Source organism: Serratia sp. X10, from assembly GCF_017811775.1.
Taxonomy (GTDB): domain Bacteria; phylum Pseudomonadota; class Gammaproteobacteria; order Enterobacterales; family Enterobacteriaceae; genus Serratia; species Serratia ureilytica.
This window is the reverse complement of record NZ_JAEIOH010000012.1, coordinates 56,921-80,284: the sequence shown is the minus strand read 5'-3', so window position 1 is coordinate 80,284 and position 23,364 is coordinate 56,921. Positions and strand designations below refer to the sequence as shown.

The window sequence follows — 23,364 nt, the reverse complement described above, 5'->3', positions numbered from 1 at the left end:
GGTGATTTATGGTGGTTTATTCAAGGCAAACGATTATCCTGCCTTCCCTAGCGTCTAATCAACTAAAGATCGCGGCAATTTATGCAGAAAGCGGCGGGAAGGGCTTGTGCGCGAAAAGACGGGGCGATCCGGCGCCCCTGCCAGCCTGTTTCACGGCGATCTTATTGCGCCTGCACCGCTGCGGGATCCATATACATCAATTCCCAGATATGGCCGTCCAGATCCTGAAATCCGTGGCCGTACATCACGCCATAGTCCCGCGGCGGATGATAGGTATTGCCGCCGCCGGCGATCGCCTTGCGCACCAGTTCGTCCACCGCCGCCCGGCTGGGTTGCGACAGGCACACCAACACTTCGGTGGCCTGTTTGGCGTCGCCGATCGGGTTCGGGGTAAACATCCTGAATTTGTCGTGGGTCAGCAGCATCACGTAAATCGTGTCGCTGACCACCATGCAGGCGGCGGTATCGTCGGTAAATTGCGGGTTGAAGCTGAAGCCGAGCTGGGTGAAAAACGCCATTGAGGCGGGCAGATCGCGTACGGGCAGATTTACGAAGATTTGCGTAGCCATGGGCTACCTCCGATGAAGAATGACCCCATCGAGTATAGCCCATCCGCTTAACTCAGCAGGTCGTAAGGGCCGCCCTGTTCCAGCGCCCGCTGGTAAGCGGGCCGGGCGTGGATGCGCTGCAGGAAGCCGCGCAGTTTCGGGCAATTGTCCAACGCGCCGCGCGCCGCCATCGCCTCGAGCGGGAAGCTCATCTGTATGTCCGCCGCGCTGAAATCGTTGCCGACGAACCAGCTGCCCTTGTTCAGGTGCTGTTCGAGATACTCGCAGTGCGGCGCGATCTGTTTGTCGAGGTATTCGCGCTGTACGCCCTTGCCGATCGCGCCCGCCACCGGCCGCAGCAGCCAGGGGATCGGCGGCTGGCCGAGACGGCTGAACACCAGCTTCATCACCAACAGCGGCATCAGCGATCCCTCAGCGTAGTGCAACCAGTAGCGGTATTGCTGGCGCGCGTGGAAGTCCGTCGGCATAAACATGCCCTGTGCGTCGTAGGCTTCCTGCAAGTATTCGATAATGGCGCCGGATTCCGCCAGCGTCAGATCGCCATCGACGATCACCGGCGATTTGCCCAGCGGGTGGATCTTTTTCAGCGCCGGCGGCGCCAGCAGAGTGTGCGGATCGCGCTCGTAGCGTTGCACCTGATAGGGCACGCCCAGCTCTTCCAAAAACCACAGAATGCGCTGCGACCGCGAGTGATTGAGATGATGAACAATGATCATGATGACGCTCCTGTCCGCTGCCACACCAGTTCGCCGATCTGCACGCCGTTGCCGAGCTGCAGCGGCACCGTGCGCAACGTCAGCCGATCGGCGTTAAAGGCGTAAAAGCGCACCTGACGGCTGCCTATCCAATTGGGGAACGAGCAGCCTTCAACCTGATGCACCACCCGTTGCTCGCTTTCTTCCACCTGATAACGGCCGAAATAGCAAATCATATTGATGAAGGCGGCATGGATCTCCCGCTCGGATCCCTGCGCCAAATCGTCGGCGACGAAACGCGGCCGCACGGCGCTGTATAGCTGCGCCGCCATCGTGCCGTTGGCCTCATAGTGGATGCGCCCCAACACCTGCTCGCCCAGCGGGTAATTCAGCTCGCCGTTCTGGTTTTTGAACGCCGACGACACCAACGCCCAGCTGCCGATAAACGCGTTTACCGTCATGACGTTTCTCCGGTTAAGGATCGTCTGTAAAGGGTAGTGGCAATTTTTACCGCACGCCAACGGCTGAAAAACCGTCAATTTATTTGACAGAGATACTCAAAACTCTCCGATTTTTTATTCACACCCGGTGCACTAGTATTTAACACATCGAGAGACAACACGCTCTCACCTAATAAATACTCTGAGGAACACATCATGAAAAACGTCAAAATTTTTGCTACCGCTGCACTGCTGGCTACCGCTTCTTTCGCTACCTTCGCCGCTGAGCTGCCAACCAGCCAGCCAGCCGCAGACGCGCAGAAAATCGGCGTAGTCACCGTGAGCGGCGCCGCCAACCTGAGCGCGCTGGAAAGCGAACTGGCCAGCAAAGCCGCCGCGTCGGGCGCCAGTTCCTACCGCATCGTCGCCGCCGGCGGCCAAAACAAACTGTACGGCACCGCAGAAATCTTCAACTGATCGTCGGACAGCCAATCGACGGAAGAAAGAAGCCCCGCAAGGGGCTTTTCTCGTTTCAGGCGGTCAGAGCTCTTTGTGGACAGTGATCGCCATTCATTTCACCCATACTGAATGACAGCGCAAAACCCTCACCCACTTTGGAGAAATAGCATGACGACAGCACAACCTCTGCAAGGCAAAGTCGCATTCGTTCAGGGCGGCTCCCGCGGCATCGGCGCCGCCATCGTGAAACGGTTAGCGAACGAAGGCGCCGCCGTCGCCTTTACCTACGCCGCCTCGGCCGATCGCGCAGAAGCGGTGGCGAGCGCCGTGACCGCCGCCGGCGGCAAAGCCCTCGCCATCAAGGCCGACAGCACCGATGCAGCGGCGCTGCAGCAGGCGGTTCGCCAGGCGGTGAGCCACTTCGGCAACCTGGATATTCTGGTGAACAACGCCGGGGTGTTTACATTGGGCAGCACCGAAGCGCTGGCGCTGGACGATCTGGATCGCATGCTGGCGGTTAACGTGCGCAGCGTATTTGTCGCCAGCCAAGAGGCGGCGCGCCACATGAACGACGGCGGGCGCATCATCCACATCGGCAGCACCAACGCCGAGCGCGTGCCGTTCGGCGGCGCGGCGGTGTATGCGATGAGCAAATCGGCGCTGGTCGGCCTGACCAAAGGCATGGCGCGCGATCTCGGCCCGCGCGGCATCACCGTCAACAACGTGCAGCCCGGCCCGGTGGACACCGAAATGAACCCGGACGCCGGCGAGTTCGCCGATCAGCTCAAGCAGCTGATGGCGATCGGCCGCTACGGCAAAGATGAAGAGATCGCCGGTTTTGTCGCTTACCTGGCCGGCCCGCAGGCGGGTTATATCACCGGCGCCAGCCTGAGCATCGACGGCGGCTTCTCGGCGTAACCGTCCCTAAAATGCAAAAAGCCCCTTGCGGGGCTTTTTTATTGGCTGCAAACGGCCGGAGATCAGAACGGAATATCGTCGTCGAAATCCATTGGCGGTTCGTTGCTGGTCGCCGGAGCGCTGTTCTGCGCCGGACGAGACTGCTGCTGGCCGCCGCTGAACTGGTTGCTGCCCTGTGGCTGTTGAGGCTGGCCCCAACCGCCCTGGCCGCCGGCAGATTGACCGGCCGGTGCGCCGCCGCCCTGACGGCCGCCCAGCATCTGCATGGTGCCGCCGACGTTAACCACGATCTCGGTGGTGTAGCGATCCTGGCCGCTCTGATCCTGCCATTTACGGGTCTGCAGGGAGCCTTCGATGTAAACCTGAGAGCCTTTGCGCAGGTATTCGCCCGCCACTTCAGCCAGTTTGCCGAACAGCACGACGCGGTGCCACTCGGTCTTCTCTTTCTGTTCGCCGGTCGCTTTGTCACGCCAGCTTTCGGAGGTCGCCAGGGTAATGTTGGCCACTGCGCCGCCGTTCGGCATGTAACGGACTTCTGGATCCTGACCCAGATTCCCGACCAGAATTACTTTGTTTACGCCTCTGCTGGCCATGAGCACTTCTCCCGATGATTGATTTCTACACAGTATAAACGCGTCAGTTTACCACGCTGAGTACGAAACCACACCCGTGTTGATAAGTGCGAATTGCATTCCAGAATTGTCTTTCCAATCGACCTTATTGCATTCGCATACTGGATATCCATTCAGGTTTTTTTGTGTCATAATTATGCGTTTCGACCTGGCTGTGCCGGTTTTTTGCGAGATCCATCACAAAATCCCCCGCAAAAATCGCGACAGGCGCGGTGTATCATCAAGACGGGAAGTGTAAATGGACAATATCGAAGTTCGTGGTGCTCGAACCCATAATCTGAAAAACATCAACCTGATCATCCCGCGTGACAAACTGATCGTCGTCACCGGCCTGTCCGGTTCCGGCAAGTCTTCGCTGGCTTTCGATACGCTGTATGCCGAAGGGCAGCGGCGCTATGTCGAATCACTCTCCGCCTATGCGCGCCAGTTCCTGTCGCTGATGGAAAAACCGGACGTCGACCATATTGAAGGTCTGTCGCCGGCGATCTCCATCGAGCAGAAATCCACCTCGCATAACCCGCGATCCACGGTCGGCACCATCACCGAGATCCACGACTACCTGCGCCTGCTGTTCGCCCGCGTCGGCGAGCCGCGCTGCCCGGATCACCATGTGCCGCTGGCGGCGCAGACCGTCAGCCAGATGGTCGACAATGTGCTGAGCCAGCCGGAAGGCAAGCGCCTGATGCTGCTGGCGCCGGTGGTGAAAGATCGCAAGGGCGAACACACCAAAACGCTGGAAAACCTGGCCGCCCAGGGCTATATCCGCGCGCGCATCGACGGTGAAGTGTGCGATCTGTCCGATCCGCCGAAGCTGGAGCTGCAGAAAAAACACACCATCGAAGTGGTGGTCGACCGTTTCAAGGTGCGCGACGACATGGCGCAGCGCCTGGCCGAATCGTTCGAAACCGCGCTGGAGCTCTCGGGCGGCACCGCGGTGGTGGCGGACATGGACGACGAAAAAGCGGACGAGCTGCTGTTCTCCGCCAACTTCGCCTGCCCGATCTGCGGCTACAGCATGCGCGAACTGGAACCGCGCCTGTTTTCCTTCAACAACCCGGCCGGCGCCTGCCCGACCTGCGACGGCCTGGGCGTGCAACAGTTCTTCGATCCGGATCGCGTGGTGCAAAACCCCGAGCTGTCGCTGGCCGGCGGCGCGATCCGCGGCTGGGATCGCCGCAACTTCTATTACTTCCAGATGCTGCGCTCGCTGGCGGAGCACTATGAGTTCGACGTCGAAGCCCCGTTCAACACCCTGAGCGCCAACGTGCAGAAAGCGGTGCTGAGCGGCTCCGGCAAAGAGTCGATCGAATTCAAATACATCAACGATCGCGGTGACACCACCGTGCGCCGCCACCCGTTCGAAGGCGTGCTGCACAACATGGAGCGCCGCTATAAAGAGACCGAATCCAGCGCGGTGCGCGAAGAGCTGGCGAAGTTCATCAGCAACCGCCCTTGCGCCTCATGCCACGGCACCCGCCTGCGCGAAGAAGCGCGCAACGTGTTCGTCGAAGACACTACGCTGCCGGAGATCTCCGATCTGAGCATCGGCCACGCGATGACCTTCTTCCAGAACATGAAGCTCAGCGGCCAGCGCGCCAAGATCGCCGAAAAAGTGCTGAAAGAGATAGGCGATCGCCTGAAGTTCCTGGTGAACGTCGGCCTGAACTACCTGTCGCTGTCCCGTTCGGCGGAAACGCTCTCCGGCGGCGAAGCGCAGCGTATCCGCTTGGCCAGCCAGATCGGCGCCGGTTTGGTGGGCGTGATGTACGTGCTGGATGAGCCGTCGATCGGCCTGCACCAGCGCGACAACGAGCGCCTGCTGGAAACGCTGATCCACCTGCGCAACCTCGGCAACACGGTGATTGTGGTGGAGCATGACGAAGACGCCATCCGCGCCGCCGACCACGTGATCGACATCGGCCCCGGCGCCGGCGTACACGGCGGCCAGGTGGTGGCGGAAGGCACCGTCGACGACATCATGGCGCAGCCGGAATCGCTGACCGGCCAGTTCCTCAGCGGCAAGCGCGAGATCGCCATCCCCGCGCAGCGCGTGCAGGCCGATCCGACCAAGGTGCTGAAGCTGAGCGGCGCGCGCGGCAACAACCTGAAGGACGTGACGCTGACGCTGCCGGTCGGTCTGTTTACCTGCATCACCGGCGTGTCCGGCTCCGGCAAGTCGACGCTGATCAACGATACGCTGTTCCCGATCGCCCAGCGCCAGCTTAACGGCGCCACCATCGCCGAGCCTGCGCCATTCCGCGAAGTGACCGGCCTGGAACATTTCGACAAGGTGATCGATATCGATCAGAGCCCGATCGGCCGCACGCCGCGCTCCAACCCGGCCACTTACACCGGCATCTTCACCCCGGTGCGCGAGCTGTTCGCCGGCGTGCCGGAGTCGCGCAGCCGCGGCTATACGCCGGGCCGCTTCAGCTTCAACGTCAAGGGCGGGCGCTGTGAAGCCTGCCAGGGCGACGGGGTGATCAAGGTCGAGATGCACTTCCTGCCGGACATCTACGTCCCGTGCGACCAGTGCAAAGGCAAACGCTATAACCGCGAAACGCTGGAAGTGAAGTACAAAGGCAAGAGCATCCACGAAGTGCTGGAGATGACCATCGAAGAAGCGCGCGATTTCTTCGACGCGGTGCCGGCGCTGGCGCGCAAGCTGCAAACCCTGATGGATGTCGGCCTGTCCTACATCCGCCTCGGCCAGTCGGCCACCACGCTCTCCGGCGGTGAGGCGCAGCGCGTCAAGCTGGCGCGCGAGCTGTCGAAACGCGGCACCGGCCAGACGCTGTATATTCTCGACGAGCCGACCACCGGTCTGCACTTCGCCGATATCCAACAGCTGTTGGCGGTGCTGCATCAGCTGCGCGATCAGGGCAATACCATCGTGGTCATCGAGCATAACCTGGACGTGATCAAAACCGCCGACTGGATCGTCGATCTGGGGCCGGAAGGCGGCAGCGGCGGCGGCGAGATCCTGGTCGCCGGCACGCCGGAAACGGTCGCCGAGTGTGAAAAATCGCACACCGCGCGCTTCCTGAAACCGCTGTTGGAAAAATAACGGCGGATGATACGCTCAACGAGGCGCCCTATTCCGCCTCGTTGAGCAATCAACCTATCCTTCTGCGAGAAACATTAAATACTCTTCTCTGCATCATTCCTTTAAAAACAGGCGCTTTGAACCCAGCCAATAATAAACTCGCCCCATCATGCCATTTGTTTGGCTTTTGTTTATTCCCCATGCGTTTCACTATTGCGGTGAAATAACGCCAATGGCGCGCCGTCGTCTGCCGATTAATCAATATAAACATGGCGTTTATCAATAAGCCGTCATTTAAACGCGGGCCTGCGGGCCGTTTATTCAATGGGATGATATAAAGGTGTTTAACGTGGATAATAAACTGGGTACCTCTGCCGCCGCCCTGCTCTTTCTTTTTCCTCTCGCCGGTCAGGCGCAGGACGGCGAAGCGTCTTTAACGCTCGCCGGCGGCCTCGCCGTCGCTCCCGCCTATGAAGGCTCGTCTTTTTACAGCATTGAACCGCTGTATCAGGTGAATGCCGGCTATCAAAACGCCAGCTGGGGAGAATTCAGCGCGGGCAGCGAAGGGGCGCGCTGGCAATTCCCCATCGCCGGGCCCGTCGGCATCGCGTTATTGCTCAACTATGACGCCGGCCGTGACGAGGAAATCAAAACCTTGCGCGGGCGCAACACCCGGCTCAAAGGCATGGGCAAACTGGGCGGCGCGCTGGAAGCCGGCGCTGAGCTGAGCTACCAACTCGACCCCTTCCGCGCCTATGTCAAAGGGATGCAGGCGACGCGCAAACGCAGCTACGGCGGGGAAGAACTGGGCCACACCGCCTATGTGGAAAGCGGACTGACCGGGCAATATCCGCTCAGCGAACAGCTGACGCTTATCGGCAATCTCTCCACCACCTGGGCCAACAGCGGCTATCAGCGCGGCTATTTCGGCGTGACGTCGCAGCAGGCGCAGCACAGCGCCTTCAGCACGTATCGGCCGGGCAGCGGCTTCAAGGACGCGACGCTCACCGCCGCGCTCAACTACCAATGGCGACCGAACGTGGCCTTCCAGGCCGGCGTCGGCGTAACGCGCCTGCTGGGCGACGCGGCCGACAGCCCCATCGTTGAGAAAACCACCTCAGGCATGGCCTTCACCAGCGCCAGCTACAGCTTCTGACGTTTTTTGCCTAAGTCTGTGCAGGAAGGGATAAATGCCATGATTAAAAAACGAACTACAGTTTAGCTGAGTGTTAGGTAAACGGATGGATAATTAAACATTCATTATTTACCTGACAATGTCAGGCGTGGCTCTCCCTTATTAAGGATATTTTATGTGTCAACATCATGCGACGGAATGTCGTAATTTCACCGCATTTCGCCACCGCTGGGAAATGCCCATGATCTGGCTATCGGCGATAATTACCTTATTCGGTTTTTTATTTGGCATCGCCGCCGTCGTGGTAAATACAGATGGAACTGCACTTGGGTTGGGAGACGACGCCAAGGAAACATTGGATACCCTCAGCCTGCTCGCGTTATTACCGCTGATCCCGATCGCTTTCTATATTTACCGTTTCTATCTCGCCGCACAGGCGAAATCCAACGCCTTGCGCATCGGGCCGGCGCAATTTCCGGAACTGTTCGCGCTGTATCAGGATATCGGCCGTCGGCTGGAACTCAAGACGCTGCCCAAGCTTTATCTGACCAACGGCAACGGCGTGGTCAACGCCTTCGCGCTGGAGTGCAACCGCCGCCAGCGCTACGTGGTGATCCATGCTGAAATCGCCATGCTGATGCCCACCGCGCCGGAGATCGTGGAGTTCGTGCTGGCCCATGAATTGGCCCATCACAAGCTGCGGCACGTGTCGCTGTGGCGTCTGGCGATCGGCGTCGTGCCGCAGTCGCTGGTGTTGCCCGGCCTGGCGACCACTCGCGCGCAGGAGTATTCCGCCGATCGCGTGGCGCTCGCGGTGTGCCCGAACTACGCCAACACAGTGCGGCTGCTGGCCGTCGGCCCCTGGATGCAGCACGGCGTGAATCCGCAGGCCTGGCTGGAGCAGTGCGAAGAAGAGAACAAGGAGCTGTTTGTTCGCATCAGCAATCTGCTGTCAGACCATGCGGTGATGGTCAAACGCTTCAAGGCGCTCAAAGACATCGAGATGCACGGCTTCGAGCGCCATGGCAGCATGTTTTAATCCGCCCGACGGGCTTACAGCGTTTTCAGCACGCGCGCCGGGTTGCCGCCCACCACGCAGTTGGCCGGCACGTCTTTGGTGACCACCGCGCCGGAGGCCACGACCGCATTATCGCCGATGGTCACGCCCGGATTGATCACCGCGCGCCCGCCGATCCACACGTTGTCGCCAATCTTGACCGGCTTGCCGAACTCCGCGCCGCCGGCGCGCGTCTCGGCGTCCAGCGGATGGGTGGCGGTGTAGATATGCACGCCCGGCGCCAGCAGGCAGTTGTCGCCGATGTGCACCTCGCACACGTCGAGGATCACGCAGTCGAAATTGGCGTAGAAGTTCTTGCCGAGATAGATGTTATAGCCATAGTCGCAGCGGAACGTCGGCTCGATGGCGCCGCCTTGATAGCCGCCCAGCAGCTCGTCCAGCCACTGTTTGCGCAGCTCGCCCTCTTCCGGCGATGAGTGGTTGTAGCGATGCGTTATCTGGCGCGCGCGCCGACGCTCGCTGCGCAGCAGTTCATCGCCGGCGTCGTACAGTTCCCCGGCGATCATCTTGCGCTTTTCTTCGCTCATGGCCATGTCGGCCTCCTTCATCCGCGTTTCTTGAATGCCCAAGCGTAGCCGCTTTAGCCCGGCAATAAAAAGGGAACGTTCCCAATTTAAAGCCCCGATCACGGTTTAACGCGAGAAAGCAGGAGAAAACGGGCGGCGCCGCCGCCCGGCAATCAGGCGCGCAGTTCCTGGCGCACGTGTTCGGGCAAGCCTTCCACCACCAGCTGATAGGAGCTGTCGATCAACGTATAAAACTGCGAGTTCGGCAGGTTGCCGTCGAGAAACACCGTATTCCAGTGCGCCTTGTTCAGGCCATTGCAGGCGACGATCTCAGGGTGGTGTTCGCGCAGGCTTTCCGCCAGCTCCGGGCTGGACTTGACCGCCAGCGCCGGCCGCCCTTCCACTTCGCACACCATGGCGAACATCACGTCGCCCACCTTGATCTGGCTGGCCTGCCACTGGTTCTGGTCGCTTTGCTCCGCGCCCGGCTTCGCCATGCAGTACTCCAGCAATGCGCTGTTATTCATTGGGTTATTCCCCCTGTAATGTGGCCACAATACGGCGTGCTCCGCCGTGGATGCGGTGCTCCCCCAGCCAGATGCCCTGCCATGTGCCCAACATCAGCCGCCCGTGCCTGACGGGCAGCGTCAAGGAAGCGCCCAGCAGCGAGGATTTGATGTGCGCCGGCATGTCGTCCGGCCCTTCGTAATCATGCTGATAGGGGGCGTTTTCCGGCACCTGACGCAGGAAATGCTGCTCCATATCGGCTCGCACCGTGGGATCGCAGTTCTCGTTGAGCGTCAGCGAGGCCGAGGTATGCTGCAGCAACAGATGCAGCAGGCCGGTTTGCAGGCGGTGTAAGTGGGTTAACTGGTTGACTATCTCGTCGGTAACCAGATGAAAGCCACGCGCTTTTGCGCTGAGGATTAGCGTTTGCTGATGCCACATGAGTGAGCGCCCCTCAATCAGTATATTCTCTCTCCGGTTTGCGGCAACTTCGGCGGCGCGCCGGCAATAAAAAAGGAGCGATATCGCTATCGCTCCCGATGAACGTCCGTTCAGACTAACAGGCGTTACTGCACCGCAGCAAACGCCTCGGCTACCTGACGCACGTTGTCGTGGTTCAGGCCGGCCACGCACATGCGGCCGCTGTGGATCAGGTAGACGCCGAACTCTTCGCGCAGGCGATCGACCTGCGCCGCGCTGAAGCCGGTGTAGCTGAACATGCCGCGCTGCGCCAGCAGGTAATCGAAGTTGCGCTGCGGCAGCGCGCTCTTCAGGGTGTCCACCAACGCGTGGCGCATTTCGAGAATGCGGGTGCGCATGCTTTCCACTTCATTCAGCCACTGGGTTTTCAGCTCAGCGTCGTTCAGCACTTTGGCCACCAGCTGCGCGCCGAAGTTCGGCGGGCTCGAGTAGTTGCGGCGCACGGTCGCCTTCAGCTGGCCCAGCACGCGCCCGGCCGCTTCTTCGCTTTCGCACACCACCGACAGGCCGCCGACGCGCTCGCCGTACAGCGAGAAGATCTTCGAGAACGAGTTGCTCACCAGGCACGGCAAGCCGGCCGCCGCAATGGCGCGAATGGCGTAGACGTCCTGCTCCATACCGCCGCCGAAGCCCTGATAGGCGATGTCGAGGAACGGAATGATCTCACGATCGGCGATCACCTTGATCACTTCGTCCCACTGGGCGGGGGTCAGGTCTGAGCCAGTCGGGTTGTGACAGCACGGATGCAGCAGCGCGATGCTGTGCTTCGGCAGCTGTTTCAGCGCAGCCAGCATGGCGTCGAACTTCACGCCCAGGCTTTCGCCGTCAAAATACGGATAGGTATTCACCTTGAAACCGGCGCCGCTGAAGATGGCGACGTGGTTTTCCCAGGTGGGATCGCTGACCCACACCTGCGAATTCGGGAAGTAGCTTTTCAGGAAGTCCGCGCCCACTTTCAGCGCGCCGGAACCGCCGACGGTCTGAATGGTGGCGATGCGCCCCTGCTGCAGCATCGGGTGCTGCTCGCCGAACAGCAAATGCTGGATGGCGGTGCGGTAGGATTGCAGCCCTTCCATCGGCAGGTATACCGAGGCGCCGTGCTCGACGCTGTTCAACTGCGCTTGCGCCGCGGCGACCGCACGCATCTGCGGAATAACGCCCTGCGCATCGTAGTACAGGCCAATGCTCAGGTTCACCTTGTGCGCGCGCGGGTCTTGTTTGAATTTTTCCATCAGCGACAGAATGGGATCGCCGGCATAGGCGTCAACGTTCTGGAACACGTTTTTTTCTCCTGGTTTATTTATTGTGGTTTGGGCACAGCGTTACGTTCCTAATATAGACGGAAAAGCGTATTCGGTTTCAGCTTTCTCGCGTCACCGGCAACAAACCATTTTCCTTGATGCGATTGAGCACCACCGCCGTTTTGATATGCGCCACGCTTTTGTGCGGCGACAGCGTCTGGCTGATGAACTCGCTCAGCGCCGGCAGGTCCGCCACCGCCACTTTCAGCAGGTAATCGGCGTCGCCGGTGGTCTTGTAAGCGTCCAGGATCGCGTCCACGTCCTCCAGCATCTGATGAAAGCTGTCGATCTGCTCCTGAGCGTGCGTGATCAGGCTGACTTCAATCAGCCCCACCAGCCCCAGGCCGACCGCCTCCGGCGCCAGCCGCGCGTGGTAGCCGCGGATCAGCTGCGCCTGTTCCAGGCTGATGCGCCGCCGTGAACACTGGGAAGCGGAAAGCCCCACCAGTTCGCTCAGCTCCTGATTGGTCAAACGGCCGTTGGCCTGTAACAGCGTCAGGATTTTCATATCAAAATCGTCAATGTTGTACATAGCCACCTGTAAACTGTGTTAATAAATGTTGACGTTACAGCCTACCAGTTTTTTTACCGTTGCCGACGTCACACCCTGGCGCTTAAATCGCGTACAGCAGCAACGCCCGGCGTTTTCGCCGGTAAGCGGCATAAAAAACGGCTAACTCATGCAGGCAAACGACAATTAACGGCGAAGTAACGCATAAAACCACGAATGTATAAAAAGGACGCCAGATGAAAAAGTTACTCCCTCTCGCGCTGCTGCTCGCCGCCGGCAGCGCCGGCGCACAATCCCACCTAGACAAAGTGCTGCAGCAAAAGACCCTGGAGGTCTGCACCACCGGCGACTACAAGCCCTACACCTTCCTCAAGGAAGATGGCAGCTATGAAGGCATCGATATCGACATGGCGGAATCGCTGGCGAAGAGCCTGGGCGCCAAGGTGAAGTGGGTGAAAACCAGCTGGAAAACCCTGACGCCGGACTTCGTCTCCGGCAAGTGCGACATCGCCATGGGCGGCATCTCCGTCACGCTGGAGCGACAAAAACAGGTGTTCTTCGCCGACAAGCTGGATACCGACGGCAAAATTCCGCTGGTGCGCTGCACCGACGTGAAGAAATACCGCACGATAGAACAGATCAACAAACCGTCGGTGCGTCTGCTGGAACCGGCGGGCGGCACCAACGAAGCCTTCGTGCACGCCTATCTGCCAAAAGCCAAGCTGACGCTGACGCACGACAACATGAGTATTTTCCAGCAGCTGGTGGATCGCAAGGCGGACGTGATGATCACCGACGCCTCCGAGGCGCTGTACCAGCAGAAGCGCTATCCGAAGCTGTGCGCGGTGAATCCGACCAAACCGATGCAGTACGGCGAAAAGGCTTACATGCTGCCGCGCGACGATCTGAGCTGGAAACTGTATGTGGATCAGTGGCTGCACCTGGCCAAGGCGACCGGCGAGTATCAGAAAATTATCGACAAGTGGTTGGCGGTAAAGAAGTAACGCGTTGAAGAACGGGGCCGACGCGCGTCGGCCCCTGCGGCGTATCAGTCGCCGATGTATTCCATCGCCACGCGCTGCGTGAGCTTGGTGATCAGTTCATAAGCGCTGATGCCGGTACAGGCGGCGATGCGCTCGACCGGCAACGCCGGCCCCCACAGCACCGCTTCATCCCCTACTTTATCGGCGGCGGCCGGCCCGAGATCGACCGAAATCATGTCCATCGACACCCGGCCGACGATCGGCACTTCGCGGCCGTTGATCAGGATCGGCGTGCCGGTCGGCGCGCTGCGCGGGTAGCCGTCGCCGTACCCCATCGCCACCACGCCAAGGCGAGTATCGCGCGGGCTGACCCAGGTGCCGCCATAGCCCACCGCTTCGCCGGCCTTGTGCTCGCGCATCGCGATCAGACTGGATTTCAGCGTCATCGCCGGCTGCAGACCATGCTCGGCGCCGCTGCCGCTATCCAACGGCGACACGCCGTACAGAATGATGCCGGGGCGTACCCACTCGTTGTGGGCGTCCGGCCACAGCAGCGTGCCGCCGGAAGCGGCGACCGAGCGCTGGCCCGGTTTACCGCGCGCGAACTGCTCAAAGCAGGCGATCTGTTTCAGCGTGGCGTCGGATCCCGGCTCGTCGGCGCGGCTGAAGTGGCTCATGATATTGACCGGCTGCGCCACGTTGCGGCAGGCGCACAGACGCTGATAAAACGCCTCCGCCTGTTCGGGGCGCACCCCCAGCCGATGCATGCCGGTATCGAGCTTCATCCACACTGGCACCGGGCGCGCCAGCTCGGCCTGCTCCAGCGCCTCGAGCTGTTCGATGCTGTGCACCGCGGTTTCGATGTTGTTCGCCACCAGCACCGGCAGGTCTTCGGCGCTGAAGAAGCCTTCCAGCAACAGGATCGGCTTGACGATGCCGCCGGAGCGCAGCATCTGCGCCTCGCCGATGCGCGCTACGCCGTAGCAGTCGGCGTCTTGCAGGGTGTGTGCTGTTTCCAGCAGGCCATGTCCATAAGCGTTTGCTTTCACAACGGCAATCAGGCGGCTTTGCGGCGCCTGGCGGCGCACCTGTTGCAGATTATGTCGCAGAGCGCGGCGGTCGATTACAGCGGTTGCCGCTTTCATTTCAGTTCCTTAGCTGATTATTCGTCATCGTATTGTGGCCCCGCGTAGTTATCGAAACGCGACCACTGGCCGTTAAAGGTAAGGCGCACGGTGCCGATGGGGCCGTTACGCTGCTTACCGATAATAATTTCCGCGATCCCTTTCAGATCGCTGTTCTCGTGATACACCTCATCACGATAGATGAACATAATCAGGTCGGCGTCCTGCTCGATGGAGCCGGATTCACGCAGGTCGGAGTTGACCGGGCGTTTGTCGGCGCGCTGCTCCAGGCTTCGGTTCAGCTGCGACAGCGCCACCACCGGCACCTGCAGCTCTTTCGCCAGCGCCTTCAGCGAGCGCGAAATCTCGGCGATCTCCAGCGTACGGTTGTCGGACAGGGCCGGCACGCGCATCAGCTGCAGGTAGTCGATCATGATCAGGCTAAGCCCGTCGTGCTCACGGAAAATGCGCCGCGCACGCGAGCGCACTTCGGTCGGCGTCAGGCCGGAGGAGTCGTCGATGTACATGTTGCGCTTCTCCAGCAGGATGCCCATGGTGCTGGAAATGCGCGCCCAATCCTCGTCGTCAAGCTGACCGGTACGGATGCGCGTCTGATCCACGCGCGACAGCGACGCCAGCATACGCATCATGATCTGCTCGCCGGGCATCTCCAGGCTGAAGATCAACACCGGTTTTTCCTGGGTCATCGCGGCGTTCTCGCACAGGTTCATGGCGAAGGTGGTTTTCCCCATCGATGGACGGGCGGCGACGATGATCAGATCGGACTTTTGCATGCCCGCGGTTTTCTTGTTGAGGTCCTGATAACCGGTATCGACCCCGGTCACGCCGTCATGCGGCTGCTGATACAGCTGTTCAATGCGCGAGACGGTGTCTTCCAGGATGCGTTCGATGCCCTTCGGGCCCTCGTCTTTGCTGGCGCGGTTCTCGGCGATTTGGAATACGCGGGATTCTGCCAGATCGAGCAGGTCTTCGCTGCTGCGCCCCTGCGGATCGTAGCCAGCGTCGGCGATTTCGTTAGCCACCGAGATCATTTCGCGCACCACCGCGCGCTCGCGCACGATGTCGGCGTAGGCGCCGATGTTGGCGGCGCTCGGGGTGTTTTTCGACAGCTCGGCCAGGTAGGCGAAGCCCCCCACCGAGTCCAGCTCGCCCTTCTGTTCGAGCGATTCGGACAGGGTGATGAGGTCGATAGGCTTGCTCATCTCCAGCAGACGCTGCATCTCGGTAAAGATCAGGCGATGCGGGCGGCTGAAGAAGTCGTTGGCGACCACGCGTTCCGCCACGTTGTCCCAACGCTCGTTATCCAGCATCAAACCGCCCAACACCGACTGCTCGGCCTCCAGCGAGTGCGGCGGCATCTTCAGCCCTTCCATCTGACGATCTCTGGAACGCTCTCTGGTTTCGTCCGCGTTTGTTTTGTTGGTTGGTTTTTTTCCTGCCATGAAACGTAGTCTTTATCCGGTTGCGAATGAAGGATCCTGACGCGAGAGTATACGTGATTTTTGCGTCATAACCGATGCAAAAAAGGTATTGAACCCCGCACGGGCGAACTGGATCTCCGATACTAAAAAGAATAGGGTGAAATCAGACACTCCAACGAGGTAACCCAATGGCCAAGCGCATTCAATTCTCCGCCGTCGGCGGACCGGAAGTCTTGCAATACGTTGATTTTACACCGCTCGATCCGGCTGCCGGTGAAGTGCAGATCGAGAACAAGGCGATCGGCATCAACTACATCGACACCTATGTGCGCAGCGGGCTGTACGCGCCGGCCAGCCTGCCGAGCGGCCTCGGCACCGAAGCGGCCGGCGTGGTGGTCAAGGTCGGCGCCGGGGTCAGCGCGATCAAACCGGGCGACCGGGTGGTGTATGCGCAGTCGTCGCTCGGCGCCTACAGCGAGATCCACAACGTGCCGGAAGAGAAAGTGGCGCTGCTGCCGCACAACCTGAGCTTTGAGCAAGGCGCCGCTTCTTTCCTGAAAGGGCTGACGGTGCACTATCTGCTGCGCCAGACCCACGAAGTGCAGCCGGGTGAAGTATTTTTGTTCCATGCCGCCGCCGGCGGCGTCGGGCTGATCGCCTGTCAGTGGGCCAAAGCGCTGGGCGCGCGCCTGATCGGCAGCGTCGGCTCCGACGAGAAGGCGGCGCTGGCGAAGCAGGCCGGCGCCTGGGCCACCATCAACTACCATAAAGAGGATATCGCCCAGCGGGTGGCCGAGCTGACGCACGGCGAGAAGGTCGGCGTGGTATACGATTCGGTGGGGCAAAGCACCTGGCAGGCCTCGCTCAACAGCCTGAAGCGGCGCGGCCTGATGGTCAGCTTCGGCAACGCGTCCGGCCCGGTGACCGGCGTCGATCTGGCGCTGCTGAATCAAAAGGGCTCGCTGTACGTCACCCGCCCTTCCCTCAACGGCTACATCACCAACCGCGCCGAGCTGCAGTATGCCAGCAACGAGCTGTTCTCGCTGATCGGCAGCGGCGCCATTCGGGTGGAAGTGAGAGACGAGCAGAAATTCGCGCTGGCCGACGCCCAGCGTGCGCACCAGGTGCTGGAAAGCCGCAGCACCAGCGGTTCCAGCCTGCTGATCCCCTGATCGCGGCCAAAGAAAAGGGCTCCTTGCGGAGCCCTTTCTGTTACTGCGTTTTGTAGGGGTAGAGCAGAGTCCGCCAGAGACAGGGGTTGCTTTAGCAACACGAATTTTAGGTGTCTCTCACGGTGATGAAATCGGTCGCATCACTGCATCGACCAACATCCTAACAGCCCCGTCCGGCAAAAAACACGCTTTATGTGCCACATCGCCGGGGAAAACTGCCAAGCTGTGATCGCTGCCGCATTCGCGGTGCGGGAAATTGTGCAAGTTTCAGTGTGACTGTCTGATTATTCAGCAAAAAATCAGTAACGCCGGATCTGGGGTTTCTGCATTGAACGGTAAATCCATACCCCAACCACCGCCAAAATCAGCCACGGCAGCAGCTTAATGACCACTGCGAACAGCCCGCCCAACAGCATGAATGCCGCCGCCACCAACAGCGCAGCGAAAATCCCCAGCAGCGAGATGCCGGTCACCATCAGCATCACCACAAAACCAATGAGAAAGAAGATTTCCAACATGATTGCTCCTTTGCAATACAACGTATCTGCAGAGTGGATTACAAGAAGCGTGCCAGAACGGCGTATGGGCTAACCTATTGAAAACCTAAGGCAGGCATCCGGTAACGTACCGAACGCCTGGCGAAAAAGACTAACTGTTGGTCAAATTTTTTATGGATTACGCCATTTCGACGCGCGGCTGACGCACCAACGCCAGCGCCTGCTCCACCACCCGCGCATCGGCGCCCGGCTTGTGGGCGTTCTCGCTCAGATGGCGACGCCACTGGCGCGCGCCCGGCACGCCCTGGAACAGACCGAGAATATGGCGAGTAATGTGGCCAAGATAGGTGCCGTTAGACAGCTCGCGCTCGATATACGGATACAGCGCTTCGACGATCGCCACGCTGTCCGGCACCGCGGTCTGCGCGCCGAACAGTTCGCTGTCGACCCGCGCCAGGATACCCGGATTCTGATACGCCTCGCGCCCCATCATCACGCCGTCCAAGTGCTGCAGGTGCTGCCGCGCCTCTTCCAGCGTTTTCACCCCGCCGTTAATGGCGATGGTCAACGTCGGGAAATCCCGCTTCAGCTGATAGACGCGTGGATAGTCCAGCGGCGGCACTTCACGGTTTTCTTTCGGGCTGAGGCCGGAGAGCCAGGCCTTGCGCGCGTGGATGGTGAACATGTCGCACTCGCCGCGCCCGGCAACGGTCTCGATAAAGTCACACAGGAAGGCGTAGCTGTCCTGATCGTCGATGCCGATGCGGGTCTTCACCGTCACCGGGATCGACACCACGTCGCGCATCGCCTTGATGCAATCGGCGACCAGCGCCGCCTGGCCCATCAGACAGGCGCCGAACATGCCGTTTTGCACCCGATCGGACGGGCAGCCGACGTTGAGGTTAATCTCATCGTAACCGCGCTGCTCCGCCAGCTTGGCGCAATGCGCCAGCGCGGCCGGATCGCTGCCGCCCAGCTGCAGCGCCACCGGATGCTCTTCTTCGCTGTAGGCCAGATAGTCACCCTTGCCGTGGATGATCGCGCCGGTGGTCACCATCTCGGTGTACAGCAGCGTTTCCTTGGTCAGCAGGCGGTGGAAGTAACGGCAATGACGATCGGTCCAGTCGAGCATCGGCGCGATGGAGAAACGATTGGCGGCGTAGGTTGGGGCGTGGTTGTCTTTCGTCATGCTGAGTTACTGGCTACCTGAGTCTGTCTGGGTTCAACGAACGGCGCGCGGCCGCAAACGGCTATTATAACGACAATCGGCGCCGTTGGGAAAACCCGCTTGCCGCCGGCAAAAATAAGCGGAGACAAGGCGAATAAACCCGCTCGTTCAGGTGTTATCTCATTACGGGCGCGCACGGCGCCTCTGCCTTGAGGACATAACCATGAACAGCTTCATTAAACGCCTGCTGGCATCGGCCATTGCCGGCTGCCTGCTGTTGTCCGGCGCAGCGCTGGCGATGGGCGGCGACGGCAGCGGCCAAACCCCGCCAACCTGTCCGAAAGGCCAGGTCTACGACAGCAAAACTCAGACCTGCATGGTAGATAAAAGCGGCAAGGTCGACGACGCCGACCGCACTAACTACGCCTATGCACTGGCGAAAAGCGGCCGCTATCAGGAAGCGCTCGATATGCTCAATACGTTGAAAAATCCCAACACCGCCGTTGCGCTGAACTATCGCGGCTACGCCACGCGCAAACTTGGCCGCACCGATGAAGGGATCGGCTATTATTTAAAATCAGTAGCCCTCGATCCGAAATACCCCAAAGTGCGCGAGTATCTGGGGGAAGCCTATATGCTGAAAGGCCGGCCCGATCTGGCTCGCCAACAGCTGCAGGTGATCCAGTCGCTGTGCGGCAGCGGGTGCGAGGAGTACCGCGATTTGGCGGCGGCCATCGACCACCACCCGGAATCTTGATCCGACGCGCCTGCGGAGGTGACTATCAGCGGCGATGCGATACGCGATGAACTCGGCCACTATCTCTCCCGCCTGTGGCGCTATGCGCTGGTGCTTTCGCACCGGCGGGATGTCGCCGACGATCTGGTGCAGGCCACCTGCCTGCGTGCGCTGGAGCGCGCCGCGCAATTCACCCCCGGTTCACACCTGGATCGCTGGCTGTTTTCCATCTTGCACTCCATTTGGCTCAATGAAGTTCGCGCCCAACATCTTCGCCAGGGGCAAGGCTGCATGGCGGCGGAAGAGCTGGGCGATGCGGACAACGGCGAACGGCCGGTCTGGATCCATGAAGTGATGCGGCGCGTCAGCCGGCTGCCGACGGCCCAGCGCAACGCGCTGTTTCTGGTGTATGTCGAAGGGCTGTCTTACCGGGAGGCCGCGAACGTGCTGGCGGTGCCGATCGGCACCGTCATGAGCCGTTTGGCGGCCGCACGTCTGGCATTGGCCGATGACCGCCCGTTGGCAAACGACAGCCCGCACCGCAAAGAGAGCCATCCCGCCCCCTTGCCTCCTGCTCGTCGATAACGCCCTATTCCAACGAGCGGATAACCCGGCATGGCTGCCCCAGCGCCAGCACGTTGGCCGGGATGTCGCCGGTGACGATGCTGCCCGCGCCGATGGTCGTGCCGTCGCCAATGGTCACTCCCGGCAGGATCACTACGTTGCCGCCGATCCAGACGTTGTTGCCGATGGACACCGGCTGCGCCGAGGTGCGGAAAGGGAAATCCGGATCGCTGGTGAACCGCTCTGTGGCCTTCAGCGGGTGGCTCGGCGTATAGATTTGCACGTTGGGGCCGATCAGCGTGTTGTCGCCGATGGTGATGGTATTGCAGTCGAGGAACACCGCGTTGACGTTGATAAAACAGTTTTTACCGATGCGGACATGCTGCCCGTAGTCGCACCAGAATGGCGTTTCAATCCAGCTCGCCTCCCCCCAGGTGCCGAACAGCTCGCCGAGCAGGCGGTTTTTCTCGTCCGCCTGATGCGAGTCCAGCGCCCCCAGGCTTTTGATCAACGCCCTCGCCCGATGGTACAGGGCGATCAGTTCTTCATCGCGGCTGTTGTACTCCAGGCCGCTTAACAGCTTCTCTCTTTCCGTCATCACACAGGGCTCCTGCTCATCACGCGGGTGAAAGGCGTTATACCGCGCTCGTCCCCCGCTCTCCAGCGCTAAAACCGGCAACGTTGATTTGCCGCCCGACGGCGGGGAAAAGTTGTGACGCATCTCTCTTTTAGCGCGATCGGCGCGCCTTTCCCTGCGCTATCATCAGGGGAAAAGGGGGCAACTCTCGGCGATTCGCCGTAATCATGGTAAAATCGGCTTTTTTACGTACCGGGATATTTGCGATGAACTCAACCACCCAGGAAAAGCTGCTGGCGCAGGCTGAACGCCTCTGCCAGCAACGCAATGTGCGATTGACGCCGCAACGGCTGGAAGTGCTGCGTCTGATGACTCAGCAACCCGGTGCAATCAGCGCATATGACCTGCTCGATCTGCTGCGCGTCGCCGAACCGCAGGCCAAGCCGCCGACGGTATACCGCGCGCTGGATTTTCTGCTGGAGCAAGGGTTTATCCATAGAGTGGAGTCGGCCAACAGCTACGTGCTGTGCCACCATTTCGAACAGCCGATGCATACGTCCGCGCTGTTTATCTGCGACCGCTGCGGCCAGGTGACCGAACGCACCACCGAAGGCGTGGAGGAAACGCTGCGGAAGCTGGCGCAGGAAGCCGGATTTGCACTGCGGCACAGCGTAGTGGAAGCGCACGGTCTGTGCGCCGGTTGCGTTGAAGTTGAAGCTTGTGACAGCAAGCATGACTGCGCCGAACACGATCACAGCATCGCCATCAAGAAGAAGTAAGACGAAGTCAGGTACTTCCCTGTACCTGCGGCCGGGGCACCAGAGGATGGAGCGACGCCGGCCTGCGCTGTTGCCGGCCGCCGTCAGTGGCGGCCCTGCGTGTTACCAGCGGTGTTTGGTGTGATCTTCCCAGGCTTTCACCTCTTTTTCGGCCGCCTCTTTCTGGTAACCGTAGCGCTCCTGAATTTTGCCGACCAGCTGTTCGCGTTTCCCTTCGATGACCGTCAGATCGTCATCGGTCAGCTTGCCCCATTTCTCTTTCACTTTGCCTTTCAGCTGCTTCCAGTTACCGTCGGCTTGATCTTTATTCATAGTCTCTCCGTTAACCTGTGGTGAATCAGTGATCCCTGTTGCCGGCCGGGGTTAACCAGAAATTTTTCTGGTTGATGCTTCCTTCACCTTAAGAAGCACCGCTCCCCTTCATTTACCAGCCACATGATTCATTCTAGTTAAACATGGAAATAAAAAAGCCAAAACACAGAATAAAAAACCATTAACAAACAAGATAAAAACAAAAAACGCTAACAAACAACGAACTAACGCGAACAGACCAAGGCTGAAAACATGTAAGCAAACATGACCAAAATCATAAGAAAAACTAACCATTAACCCAACAAAACGTCCGGTTTAATGTGCAGTAAACCAGCTGCCGCGCACCTGGTGGCGGTGCCAAATCCAGCCCAATGCCACGCCACGCAACGTCAGAAACACCGCCAGCGCCAGCCAGAGCCCGTGGTTGCCAAGCAGCGGCACACTGAACAGCGTCAAACCGTACCCTGCCGCGGCCACCGCCATGCTGTTACGCATCTCAGCGCCGCGCGTGGCGCCGATAAACATGCCATCCAGCAAATAACACCACACCCCGACCAGCGGCAAAATGACCTGCCACGGTAAATAGTGGGCGGCCAACGCGCGCAGCTCCGGTAGGGAGGTCAACGCCGCCACGATCTGCTGGCCGGTAACGGCATACGCCAGGCCGAAGGCCAACGCGACCAGCCCCGCCTGCCTGCAGGCCGCGTGCCACACCTTACGCAGTTGACTGCCGTCCCGGGCGCCGTAGGCGTGGCCGGAATGGGCCTCCACCGCATAAGCGAAGCCGTCGAGCGCATAGGCGGTAAACGTCAGCAGGTTCATCAACACCGCGTTAACCGCCACCACATCGCTCCCCAGGCGAGCGCCGAAAATGGTCAGCGACGCAAAGCACAGCTGCAGCAGCAATGAACGCAACATGATGTCGCGATTGAGCGCCAGCAGGCGACGCAGATCGCCACGCCAGGCCTGGCGCAGCATCGCCAGGGTAATACCGCGCAGACGCATCACCCGCCACGCCAGCCACAGGCCGAGCAATAGCGTGGCATATTCGGCGATGGCGGTGGCCGCCGCCGCCCCTCGCACGTTCCAACCCAGGCCCATCACCAGCCAAATATCCAGCACGATGTTCAGCAGGTTGCCGACGATCAGCAGGATCACCGGCGCACGCACGTACTGCACGCCGAGCAGCCAGCCCAGCAGCACCAGGTTGGCCAGCGCCGCCGGCGCGCTCAACCAGCGGATCTCAAGAAAACGCCGCGCCTGCTCCAGCACCGCGCCATCGCCGCCGACGATCCGCAGCGCAAGTTCAATAAGCGGGTAGCGCAACAGGACGATCGCCCCCCCGGCCAACAGCGCCAGCAGCAGCGGTTGCATAAAGGCGCGCGCCAGCGCCTGCGGGTTCTTCGCTCCCAGCGCCTGCGCCGCGAGGCCGGTGGTGCTCATGCGCAGGAACAGCAGCAGCATGAACAGGAAGCTGGTCGCCACCGCGCCGATCGCCACGCCACCCAAATAGATCGGGCTGTCGAGGTGGCCGATCACCGCGGTGTCCACCAGCCCGAGCAGCGGCACGGTGATATTGGAGAAAATCATCGGCAGGGCGAGGCGCCACAGGGCTTTATCGGTGTCGCTGGTGAAGGCGGAAATCAGGCGCATGATGGGATGTTCCTGTGACAGAGTGACGAAGGGCGAAGTCAGAAACAAAAACGCCCCAAAACAGGGGCGATTGATACAGG

26 protein-coding genes are annotated in these 23,364 nt (G+C 60.3%); 10 read left to right on the top strand and 16 right to left on the bottom strand.

Annotation, left to right across the window (positions count from 1 at the left end; translation table 11 throughout):
- Positions 1-161: 161 nt before the first annotated feature.
- From J9788_RS24445 to J9788_RS24435, 3 genes are read right to left on the bottom strand one after another with little or no spacing between them, the layout of a single operon-like run.
- Entirely contained in the window at positions 162-569 is a 408-nt protein-coding gene (locus tag J9788_RS24445) for a VOC family protein (protein WP_015379207.1), read from the bottom strand.
- A 47-nt stretch (positions 570-616) separates the two neighbouring features.
- Complete coding sequence (locus tag J9788_RS24440) at positions 617-1,285, bottom strand: glutathione S-transferase family protein (protein WP_033644433.1); 669 nt, start codon at positions 1,283-1,285, stop codon at positions 617-619.
- Entirely contained in the window at positions 1,282-1,725 is a 444-nt protein-coding gene (locus J9788_RS24435; protein WP_033644432.1) for a lipocalin-like domain-containing protein, read from the bottom strand. The genes J9788_RS24440 and J9788_RS24435 overlap by 4 nt, the downstream gene beginning before the upstream one ends.
- Positions 1,726-1,920: 195 nt before the next feature.
- On the opposite strand from J9788_RS24435, the gene J9788_RS24430 reads away from it, so the two are divergent.
- Together J9788_RS24430 and J9788_RS24425 are read left to right on the top strand one after the other, a co-directional pair.
- Positions 1,921-2,181 (top strand): YdgH/BhsA/McbA-like domain containing protein, encoded by a 261-nt coding sequence (locus tag J9788_RS24430; RefSeq protein WP_047573541.1) that lies wholly within the window; start codon positions 1,921-1,923, stop codon positions 2,179-2,181.
- Between the two features lie 150 nt (positions 2,182-2,331).
- On the top strand, positions 2,332-3,081 hold the full coding sequence (locus tag J9788_RS24425) for a 3-oxoacyl-ACP reductase family protein (RefSeq protein WP_147881343.1): 750 nt from the start codon (positions 2,332-2,334) through the stop codon (positions 3,079-3,081).
- 62 nt (positions 3,082-3,143) lie between these two features.
- Here J9788_RS24425 and ssb1 read toward each other — a convergent pair whose 3' ends face one another.
- The gene (ssb1, locus tag J9788_RS24420) at positions 3,144-3,674 is read right to left on the bottom strand and encodes a single-stranded DNA-binding protein SSB1 (RefSeq protein ID WP_182265785.1); all 531 of its coding nucleotides are present in this window, start codon (positions 3,672-3,674) and stop codon (positions 3,144-3,146) included.
- Between the two features lie 277 nt (positions 3,675-3,951).
- Between ssb1 and uvrA the strand changes: the two genes are divergently transcribed.
- The 3 genes from uvrA to J9788_RS24405 all read left to right on the top strand — a co-directional run bounded on the left by uvrA (position 3,952) and on the right by J9788_RS24405 (position 8,933).
- Positions 3,952-6,780 carry an excinuclease ABC subunit UvrA gene (gene uvrA, locus J9788_RS24415; protein ID WP_033644422.1) on the top strand — a complete coding sequence of 943 codons (2,829 nt, stop codon included), beginning with the start codon at positions 3,952-3,954 and terminating at the stop codon, positions 6,778-6,780.
- 328 nt (positions 6,781-7,108) lie between these two features.
- Positions 7,109-7,915, top strand: coding sequence for a MipA/OmpV family protein (locus J9788_RS24410; protein WP_182074507.1), 807 nt, complete (start codon positions 7,109-7,111; stop codon positions 7,913-7,915).
- A 220-nt stretch (positions 7,916-8,135) separates the two neighbouring features.
- Entirely contained in the window at positions 8,136-8,933 is a 798-nt protein-coding gene (locus J9788_RS24405; protein WP_158524121.1) for a M48 family metallopeptidase, read from the top strand.
- Positions 8,934-8,947: 14 nt separating this feature from the next.
- On the opposite strand, the gene maa is transcribed toward J9788_RS24405, so the two are convergent.
- The 5 genes from maa to J9788_RS24380 form a co-directional block, all read right to left on the bottom strand.
- On the bottom strand, positions 8,948-9,505 hold the full coding sequence (gene maa, locus J9788_RS24400; RefSeq protein ID WP_042785802.1) for a maltose O-acetyltransferase: 558 nt from the start codon (positions 9,503-9,505) through the stop codon (positions 8,948-8,950).
- Positions 9,506-9,651: 146 nt separating this feature from the next.
- Positions 9,652-10,005: an MmcQ/YjbR family DNA-binding protein gene (locus J9788_RS24395; RefSeq protein WP_046897199.1), complete on the bottom strand. Its 354-nt coding sequence runs from the start codon at positions 10,003-10,005 to the stop codon at positions 9,652-9,654.
- 4 nt (positions 10,006-10,009) lie between these two features.
- Positions 10,010-10,426 (bottom strand): secondary thiamine-phosphate synthase enzyme YjbQ, encoded by a 417-nt coding sequence (locus tag J9788_RS24390; protein ID WP_004936779.1) that lies wholly within the window; start codon positions 10,424-10,426, stop codon positions 10,010-10,012.
- Positions 10,427-10,551: 125 nt separating this feature from the next.
- Positions 10,552-11,745 carry an amino acid aminotransferase gene (locus J9788_RS24385; protein ID WP_033644416.1) on the bottom strand — a complete coding sequence of 398 codons (1,194 nt, stop codon included), beginning with the start codon at positions 11,743-11,745 and terminating at the stop codon, positions 10,552-10,554.
- Between the two features lie 79 nt (positions 11,746-11,824).
- On the bottom strand, positions 11,825-12,298 hold the full coding sequence (locus J9788_RS24380) for an Lrp/AsnC family transcriptional regulator (RefSeq protein WP_025304444.1): 474 nt from the start codon (positions 12,296-12,298) through the stop codon (positions 11,825-11,827).
- A gap of 215 nt (positions 12,299-12,513) precedes the next feature.
- Here J9788_RS24380 and J9788_RS24375 point away from each other — a divergent pair, with 215 nt between their 5' ends.
- Positions 12,514-13,281 (top strand): transporter substrate-binding domain-containing protein, encoded by a 768-nt coding sequence (locus J9788_RS24375; RefSeq protein WP_182265783.1) that lies wholly within the window; start codon positions 12,514-12,516, stop codon positions 13,279-13,281.
- 44 nt (positions 13,282-13,325) lie between these two features.
- Here the strand turns inward: J9788_RS24375 and alr are convergent, their stop codons facing one another.
- Together alr and dnaB are read right to left on the bottom strand one after the other, a co-directional pair.
- Positions 13,326-14,405 carry an alanine racemase gene (alr, locus tag J9788_RS24370; RefSeq protein ID WP_182265782.1) on the bottom strand — a complete coding sequence of 360 codons (1,080 nt, stop codon included), beginning with the start codon at positions 14,403-14,405 and terminating at the stop codon, positions 13,326-13,328.
- Between the two features lie 17 nt (positions 14,406-14,422).
- On the bottom strand, positions 14,423-15,847 hold the full coding sequence (gene dnaB, locus J9788_RS24365) for a replicative DNA helicase (protein WP_025160134.1): 1,425 nt from the start codon (positions 15,845-15,847) through the stop codon (positions 14,423-14,425).
- A gap of 167 nt (positions 15,848-16,014) precedes the next feature.
- Between dnaB and J9788_RS24360 the strand changes: the two genes are divergently transcribed.
- Complete coding sequence (locus J9788_RS24360; protein WP_033644412.1) at positions 16,015-16,998, top strand: quinone oxidoreductase; 984 nt, start codon at positions 16,015-16,017, stop codon at positions 16,996-16,998.
- Between the two features lie 299 nt (positions 16,999-17,297).
- Here the strand turns inward: J9788_RS24360 and pspG are convergent, their stop codons facing one another.
- Both pspG and dusA read right to left on the bottom strand, forming a co-directional pair.
- Entirely contained in the window at positions 17,298-17,516 is a 219-nt protein-coding gene (gene pspG, locus J9788_RS24355; protein WP_033644411.1) for an envelope stress response protein PspG, read from the bottom strand.
- A 157-nt stretch (positions 17,517-17,673) separates the two neighbouring features.
- Positions 17,674-18,684, bottom strand: coding sequence for a tRNA dihydrouridine(20/20a) synthase DusA (gene dusA / locus J9788_RS24350; RefSeq protein WP_182265781.1), 1,011 nt, complete (start codon positions 18,682-18,684; stop codon positions 17,674-17,676).
- A 202-nt stretch (positions 18,685-18,886) separates the two neighbouring features.
- Between dusA and J9788_RS24345 the strand changes: the two genes are divergently transcribed.
- Both J9788_RS24345 and J9788_RS24340 read left to right on the top strand, forming a co-directional pair.
- Positions 18,887-19,420, top strand: a complete 534-nt coding sequence (locus J9788_RS24345) for a tetratricopeptide repeat protein (protein ID WP_046897194.1) — start codon at positions 18,887-18,889, stop codon at positions 19,418-19,420.
- A gap of 18 nt (positions 19,421-19,438) precedes the next feature.
- Complete coding sequence (locus J9788_RS24340; RefSeq protein WP_072056024.1) at positions 19,439-19,984, top strand: RNA polymerase sigma factor; 546 nt, start codon at positions 19,439-19,441, stop codon at positions 19,982-19,984.
- Between the two features lie 4 nt (positions 19,985-19,988).
- Here the strand turns inward: J9788_RS24340 and J9788_RS24335 are convergent, their stop codons facing one another.
- Positions 19,989-20,561, bottom strand: a complete 573-nt coding sequence (locus tag J9788_RS24335) for a sugar O-acetyltransferase (RefSeq protein ID WP_182265788.1) — start codon at positions 20,559-20,561, stop codon at positions 19,989-19,991.
- Between the two features lie 245 nt (positions 20,562-20,806).
- Here J9788_RS24335 and zur point away from each other — a divergent pair, with 245 nt between their 5' ends.
- A complete protein-coding gene (gene zur, locus J9788_RS24330; protein WP_046897192.1) occupies positions 20,807-21,319 on the top strand; it encodes a zinc uptake transcriptional repressor Zur in 513 nt (170 codons plus the stop codon).
- A 102-nt stretch (positions 21,320-21,421) separates the two neighbouring features.
- On the opposite strand, the gene J9788_RS24325 is transcribed toward zur, so the two are convergent.
- Together J9788_RS24325 and dinF are read right to left on the bottom strand one after the other, a co-directional pair.
- Positions 21,422-21,631, bottom strand: coding sequence for a CsbD family protein (locus tag J9788_RS24325; RefSeq protein WP_004936743.1), 210 nt, complete (start codon positions 21,629-21,631; stop codon positions 21,422-21,424).
- Positions 21,632-21,946: 315 nt separating this feature from the next.
- Positions 21,947-23,284: an MATE family efflux transporter DinF gene (dinF, locus tag J9788_RS24320; protein ID WP_046687895.1), complete on the bottom strand. Its 1,338-nt coding sequence runs from the start codon at positions 23,282-23,284 to the stop codon at positions 21,947-21,949.
- Positions 23,285-23,364 lie beyond the last annotated feature (80 nt).

Coding starts and splice junctions, on each gene's coding strand:
- zur (WP_046897192.1), top strand. CDS start 20,807: ATGAACTCAACCACCCAGGAAAAGCTGCTGGCGCAGGCTGAACGCCTC.
- dusA (WP_182265781.1), bottom strand. CDS start 18,684: ATGACGAAAGACAACCACGCCCCAACCTACGCCGCCAATCGTTTCTCC.
- dnaB (WP_025160134.1), bottom strand. CDS start 15,847: ATGGCAGGAAAAAAACCAACCAACAAAACAAACGCGGACGAAACCAGA.
- ssb1 (WP_182265785.1), bottom strand. CDS start 3,674: ATGGCCAGCAGAGGCGTAAACAAAGTAATTCTGGTCGGGAATCTGGGT.
- J9788_RS24380 (WP_025304444.1), bottom strand. CDS start 12,298: ATGTACAACATTGACGATTTTGATATGAAAATCCTGACGCTGTTACAG.
- J9788_RS24345 (WP_046897194.1), top strand. CDS start 18,887: ATGAACAGCTTCATTAAACGCCTGCTGGCATCGGCCATTGCCGGCTGC.
- J9788_RS24430 (WP_047573541.1), top strand. CDS start 1,921: ATGAAAAACGTCAAAATTTTTGCTACCGCTGCACTGCTGGCTACCGCT.
- J9788_RS24395 (WP_046897199.1), bottom strand. CDS start 10,005: ATGAATAACAGCGCATTGCTGGAGTACTGCATGGCGAAGCCGGGCGCG.
- J9788_RS24405 (WP_158524121.1), top strand. CDS start 8,136: ATGATCTGGCTATCGGCGATAATTACCTTATTCGGTTTTTTATTTGGC.
- uvrA (WP_033644422.1), top strand. CDS start 3,952: ATGGACAATATCGAAGTTCGTGGTGCTCGAACCCATAATCTGAAAAAC.
- J9788_RS24390 (WP_004936779.1), bottom strand. CDS start 10,426: ATGTGGCATCAGCAAACGCTAATCCTCAGCGCAAAAGCGCGTGGCTTT.
- dinF (WP_046687895.1), bottom strand. CDS start 23,284: ATGCGCCTGATTTCCGCCTTCACCAGCGACACCGATAAAGCCCTGTGG.
- alr (WP_182265782.1), bottom strand. CDS start 14,405: ATGAAAGCGGCAACCGCTGTAATCGACCGCCGCGCTCTGCGACATAAT.
- J9788_RS24360 (WP_033644412.1), top strand. CDS start 16,015: ATGGCCAAGCGCATTCAATTCTCCGCCGTCGGCGGACCGGAAGTCTTG.
- J9788_RS24425 (WP_147881343.1), top strand. CDS start 2,332: ATGACGACAGCACAACCTCTGCAAGGCAAAGTCGCATTCGTTCAGGGC.
- J9788_RS24375 (WP_182265783.1), top strand. CDS start 12,514: ATGAAAAAGTTACTCCCTCTCGCGCTGCTGCTCGCCGCCGGCAGCGCC.
- J9788_RS24335 (WP_182265788.1), bottom strand. CDS start 20,561: ATGACGGAAAGAGAGAAGCTGTTAAGCGGCCTGGAGTACAACAGCCGC.
- J9788_RS24325 (WP_004936743.1), bottom strand. CDS start 21,631: ATGAATAAAGATCAAGCCGACGGTAACTGGAAGCAGCTGAAAGGCAAA.
- J9788_RS24445 (WP_015379207.1), bottom strand. CDS start 569: ATGGCTACGCAAATCTTCGTAAATCTGCCCGTACGCGATCTGCCCGCC.
- maa (WP_042785802.1), bottom strand. CDS start 9,505: ATGGCCATGAGCGAAGAAAAGCGCAAGATGATCGCCGGGGAACTGTAC.
- pspG (WP_033644411.1), bottom strand. CDS start 17,516: ATGTTGGAAATCTTCTTTCTCATTGGTTTTGTGGTGATGCTGATGGTG.
- J9788_RS24435 (WP_033644432.1), bottom strand. CDS start 1,725: ATGACGGTAAACGCGTTTATCGGCAGCTGGGCGTTGGTGTCGTCGGCG.
- J9788_RS24440 (WP_033644433.1), bottom strand. CDS start 1,285: ATGATCATTGTTCATCATCTCAATCACTCGCGGTCGCAGCGCATTCTG.